The organism is Streptomyces sp. NPDC091292, assembly GCF_044757265.1.
Lineage (GTDB): Bacteria > Actinomycetota > Actinomycetes > Streptomycetales > Streptomycetaceae > Streptomyces.
On sequence record NZ_JBIVUQ010000047.1, the window covers coordinates 1 to 5,933 of the forward strand.

Genomic DNA, 5,933 nt, shown 5'->3' on the forward strand with positions numbered 1-5,933 from the left:
GGTTCGCGGGTGTATGTGTTGGATGGGTTTTTGGGTGTGGTTCCGGTGGGTGTGGTGGGGGAGTTGTTTGTGGGTGGGGTTCAGGTGGGGCGGGGGTATGTGGGGCGTGCGGGGTTGACGGGTGAGCGGTTTGTGGCTGATCCGTTTGCGGGGGATGGTTCGCGGATGTATCGGACGGGGGATCGGGTGCGGTGGTTGGGGGATGGGCGGTTGGAGTTTGTGGGGCGGGTGGATGGTCAGGTGAAGGTGCGGGGTTTCCGGGTGGAGCCGGGTGAGGTGGAGGCTGTGTTGGTGGGGCATGTGGGGGTGGGGTCTGCGGTGGTGGTGGCGAGTGGTGAGGGTGTGGGGCGTCGTTTGGTGGCGTATGTGGTTCCGGATGGTCCGGGTGGTGGGGGTGGGGGGATGCCGTCGGTGGGGGAGTTGCGTGCGTTTGTGGGTGGGCGGTTGCCGGAGTACATGGTTCCGTCGGTGTTCGTGGAGTTGGGTGAACTCCCGCTGACCGCCAACGGCAAACTCAACCACGCCGCACTTCCGGCCCCCGACAGCGTGCTTCAGGACAAGACGGGCTTTGTCGCACCACGTACCGAGGTGGAGCAGATCCTGGCCGAGGTGTGGGCACAGGTTCTGGGCGCCGAAGAGATGGGCGCAGAGGACAACTTCTTCGAGCTGGGCGGGCACTCGCTCCTCGCCACCCAGGTGATCTCCCGCGTCCGCGAGGTGTTCGGCGTCGAGGTGGCGCTCTCGGCGCTCTTTGACGAGCCGACCGTGCGGCAGTTCGCCGCAGTGATCGAGAGCGCAGGCACCGCCGTCGTCGCTCCCCCCGTGGTCGCCGTCGACCGGGACCGGGAGCTGCCGCTGTCCTTCGGCCAGCAGCGCCTGTGGTTCCTCGACCAACTGGAACCGGGATCGTCCGAGTACAACCTGTCGACGTCGCTGCGCTGGGACGGCGCCCTGGATGTGGCGGCGTTGGGTGCGGCGTTGAGCGGGGTGGTGGCGCGGCATGAGGTGTTGCGGACGCGTCTGGTGGCGGGTGCGGATGGTGTGGCTCATCAGGTGATCGATGAGGCGGCGCCTGTTGAGTTGCGGGTGGTGGAGGTGCCGGCCGGGGCGGATCCGGTGGTTGCGGTGCGGGCGGTGGTGGCGGCGGATGCGCGGGTTCCCTTCGACTTGGCGCGGGGGCCGTTGCTGCGGGCGACGCTGGTCAGGGTTGCAGCGCATGAAAATGCGCATGAGCATGAGTACGAACATGTGCTGGCGCTGTCCATGCATCACGTGGTGTCGGACGAGTGGTCGGGCCGGATTCTGCGGCGTGAGCTGACCGCGTTGTACGAGGCGTTCCGTGCGGGGGATCCGGATCCGCTGCCGCCGCTGGCGGTGCAGTACGCGGACTTCGCGGTCTGGCAGCGCGGGTGGCTGACCGGTGACGTCCTCGATGCCCAGCTCGCGTACTGGCGTGACCGGCTCGGTGGCGTACCGACGCTCGAACTGCCCACCGACCGACCCCGCCCCGCCGTCCGCTCCACCAAGGGCGGATCCGTCGACCTCACCGTGTCGGCGCAGACGGCACAGCGACTGCGCGCCATCTCCCGCGAGGGTGGCGCCACCATGTCGATGACCTTGCTGGCGACCTTCAACATTCTGCTGGGCCGGTATGCGGGGACCGATGACGTGGTGGTGGGCACACCGGTCGCGAACCGCAACCGTGCCGAGACCGAGGACCTCATCGGGTTCTTCGTCAACACACTCGTGATGCGTACCGACCTGTCCGGCGATCCCACCTTCGCCGAACTCCTCGGCCGGGTGCGAGAGACAACGCTCGGTGCGTACGCACACCAGGACGTACCGTTCGAGCAGCTCGTGGACGAACTTGTCACGGAGCGGGACCGCTCGCGCAGCCCCCTCTTCCAAGTCCTGTTCGACTACGACAACGGCCAGTCGAACGAAGCCGAAGAAGCCGAAGAAGCTGCCGCGCCCGAGACCGAGGACTCCGCCGACCAGCAGGGACCCGACCCGGACGCGCTGCCCGTCAGGTTCGATCTCGTGGTCACGCTGGGAGCGTCCGGAGACGCGCTCTCGGGAGAGTTCCAGTACAGCAGTGAGTTGTTCGACCGTGCCACGATCCAGCGAATGGCGAGCCACCTCGTCACGCTCCTCGACGCCCTCGCCGAGAACGCAGGCCGGAGCGTCGACGATCTGCCGATGCTGACCGAGGCCGAGCGGTCCGAGCTGGTGCACGAGCGGAATGACACTGCCGAGCTGCTGCCCGCAGTAGGCGGTGTGCACGAGCTGATCGCGGCACGGGCCGCCGCATGCCCGGATGCGGTAGCGGTGGTGTGCGGCGACGCATCCCTGGAGTACGGGGCTCTACTGGCGCGTGCGAACCGTCTCGCACACCATCTGCGCAGTGCGGGCGTCGGCGCGGACACCGTGGTGGCCCTGTGCCTGCCGCGTGGCATCGACATGGTCGCGGCAGCGCTCGCGGTGTGGCAGGCGGGTGGTGCCTATCTGCCGCTCGACCCCGAATACCCCACCGAGCGGCTTGAGTTCATGCTCGCCGACAGCGGTGTTCGGGTGCTCGTCTGTGAGGGCTCGGCGGCCGAGGGCCTGTCCGCGGAGACAGTGATCCGGCTGGACGCGCCAGCAGTCGCAGCCGCCTTGACGGAACTGCCCGCGACGGCGCCGGACGTCGTGCCGACCTCTCCGGATCAGTTGGCGTATGTGATTTATACGTCGGGTTCGACGGGTCGGCCGAAGGGTGTGCAGGTCGCGCACCGTGGTGTCGTGAATCTGGCGTTGGCGCAGGCACAGGCGTTTGGCGTCGGTGTGGGTGACGGTGTGCTGCAGTTCGCGCCGTTCGGTTTCGATGCTGCGGTGTCCGAGGTCGTGGTGACGTTGGTGGCGGGTGGCCGGCTGGTGGTGGCCACGGCCGAAGAGCGGGCTGAGCCCCGCGCCCTGGCCGCGTTGGTGCGGGAGCGTGAGATACGGGTGGCGACACTGCCGCCGTCGCTCCTCGCCGTACTGGACCCCGCCGATCTGGTGGGTCTGCGGACGCTGGTGACGGCGGGTGAGCAACTGGAGGAGGCTGCGGCTGCCGTATGGCGTGGCGAATACCGGCTGCTCAACGCGTACGGCCCGACCGAGGCCACGGTGTGCGCGAGTATCGCTGTCCTTGATCCGGAGGGTCAGGGTGTGCCGTCGATCGGTACGCCGATGACCAACACCCGCGCCTACGTACTCGATGCCCACCTTCGCCCCGTCCCGATCGGTGTGGCCGGTGAGCTGTACATCGCCGGTACCGGTGTGGCACGTGGCTACCGTGACCGGCCGGCCCTGAGCGCCGAGCGATTCGTCGCCGACCCCTTCGCCGGGGACGGCACCCGCATGTACCGCTCAGGCGACCGGGTGCGCTCGCTTCCGGGTGGGGAACTGGAATTCCTGGGCCGGGTGGACGACCAGGTCAAGGTGCGTGGGTTCCGGATCGAGCCGGGCGAGATCGTCACGGCGCTGGCCGCCCACCCAGGGGTGCGCACCGCCGTGGTGACCACCTTCGGGGCCGGGAACGAACAGCGCCTCGCGGCGTACGTCGTCCCCGAGTCCCAGGCCGAGGGTATCCCTGCCGTCAGCGATCTGCGGGACCACTTGCAGCAGTCGTTGCCCGCCTTCATGATCCCGTCCGCCTTCGTGGAGCTGGCGGCGCTGCCGCTGACCCCGAACGGCAAGCTCGACCGTGCCGCGCTCCCCGACCCTGAGGACTCCCGCGTCGGCTCGGCGGGCGACTACATCGCGCCGGACACCGACGTCGAGCGGATCCTTGCCGAGGTCTGGGCTCAGGTTTTGGGTGTGGAGCGGGTGGGTGTGACGGACAACTTCTTTGAGCTGGGCGGGGACTCGATTGTGAGTATTCGTGTGGTGGCTCGGGCGCGGGAGTTGGGTGTGCATGTGTCGGTGGCGCAGTTGTTTGATCATCAGACGGTGGGGGGTCTGGCGCGGGTGGCGTCGGGGGAGAGTGTGGTGGTTGCGGAGCAGGGTGTGGTGGTGGGGGAGTTTCCGTTGTCTCCGGTTCAGCGGTGGTTTTTGGGTCGGGGGTTGCCTCGGGCGGGGCATTTCAATCAGTCGACGGTGTTGGAGGTGGAGGGGCGGGTTGATGTGGGGTTGTTGCGTGGGGCGGTGGGTGCGGTGGTGGGTCAGCATGATGCGTTGCGTTCCCGTTTTGAGGTGCGTGACGGGGATTGGGTGGGTCGTGTGGTGGCTGCCGAGGCGTCTGACTTGGTGTCGGTGGTTGATGCGCGTGGTGTGACGGGTGCGGATGAGGCGGCGTTTTTGGAGGCGCGGGCCACGGAAGTGCAGGCGAGCCTGGATCTGGCGGGGGGTCCGCTGTTCAGGGTGGCGCTGTTCGAGCTGGGCTCTGACGGGCATCAGCTCGTCCTGGTAGTGGCTCATCATCTGGTGGTGGATGCGGTGTCGTGGCCGGTGCTGCTGGAGGATTTGGCTTCGGCGTATGCGCAGGTCGAGCGGGGTTTGACGGTGGTGGAGCTGGGGTTGAAGACGTCGTCGTTCAAGGCGTGGGGTGAGCGTCTGGCGGAGTTGGCGGTGTCGCCGGAGGTGGTGGCGGGGGCGGGGTTGTGGCGGGCGGTGGAGGGTGCGGTGGTGGAGTTGCCGCGTGTGTCGGGGGCGGGTGGGAATCCGGTGTCGGGGGCGCGGCGGGTGAGTGTGGAGTTGGGGTCGGGGTTGACGGAGCGGTTGCTGCGTGAGGTGCCGGCCGCGTATCGGACACAGATCAATGATGTGCTGCTGAGTGTGCTCGGTGCGGTGTTGACGGAGTGGGTGGGGACGGGTTCGGTGGTGGTGGATGTTGAGGGTCATGGTCGTGAGGACGTCGGCGCCGGTATTGATGTGTCGCGGACGGTGGGTTGGTTCACGAGTGTGTATCCGGTGGTTCTGAGCGGGTTGGTGGATGGTGATTTGGGTGGGTTGTTGCGGCGTACGAAGGAGTGTTTGCGTGGTGTTCCGCGTAAGGGGCTGGATTACGGGCTGTTGCGTCATCTGACCGACTGGGTTCCGGAGGGTCAGGCCGAGGTCAGCTTCAACTACCTCGGACAGTCCGGTCGCCGATCCGACACGGCAGGCGCAGCCCAGGACAACAGCGGCGTCCGTTTCAGGTCGTCCGGCGACGCGCTCGGCGCGGCACAGTCGGCCGAGGGTGAGCGCCCCCATCTCATCGAGGTCAACAGTCAGGTGGCCGACGGCCGTCTGGAGATGGTGTGGACGTACGGCGTTGAGGTGCACGACGAGGCGACGATCGCGGAGCTTGCCGAGCGCTATGTCGAGGTGCTGGGTGACCTGATCGAGTACTGCTGCCGTCCCGGCGTCGGCGGACCCACCCCGTCCGACTTCCCGCTCGCGCCCATCGACCAGACCGCGCTGGACCAGGTCGCGGCCCGCATCCCCACCGACATCGAGAACATCTACCCGCTCACCGCCCTGCAGAAGGGCATGCTCTTCCACACCCAACTGTCCGAGGACCCTGGCATGTACTGGGTGCAGAACGGCCTTCTGCTGGAAGGTGAGTTGGACCTTGACGCGCTGAAGCGGGCGTGGGAGTTGGTGTTCTCCCGGCACGAGGTGCTGCGTTCCGCGGTGGTGTGGGAAGGGGTGGCCGAGCCGCTGGCGGTCGTCTCCCGGTCTGTGCCCCTGCCCTTGCGGGAGGTGGACCTTTCGCGGCTCGATGAGGAGCGGCGGCGGGAGGCGTACGAGGAGTTCCTTGCGGAGGACTGGGCGCGGGGGGTGGATTTCTCGGCGGAGTCGTTGGTGCGGCTCGCGTTGGTGCGGTTCGGGGCGGACCGGCATCAGTTGGTGTGGAGTTATCACCATCTGCTTTTGGATGGGTGGAGTGTGCCGATTGTTTTGGGTGAGGTGTTGGAGGCGTATCACGC

At 67.5% G+C, this 5,933-nt stretch carries 1 protein-coding gene; it reads left to right on the plus strand.

The genetic code is table 11. The features are described from left to right. Positions 1 to 165: 165 nt before the first annotated feature. A partial coding sequence (locus ACIQNU_RS43725; RefSeq protein WP_401378292.1) for an amino acid adenylation domain-containing protein occupies positions 166 to 5,933 on the plus strand: 5,768 nt, incomplete at its 3' end.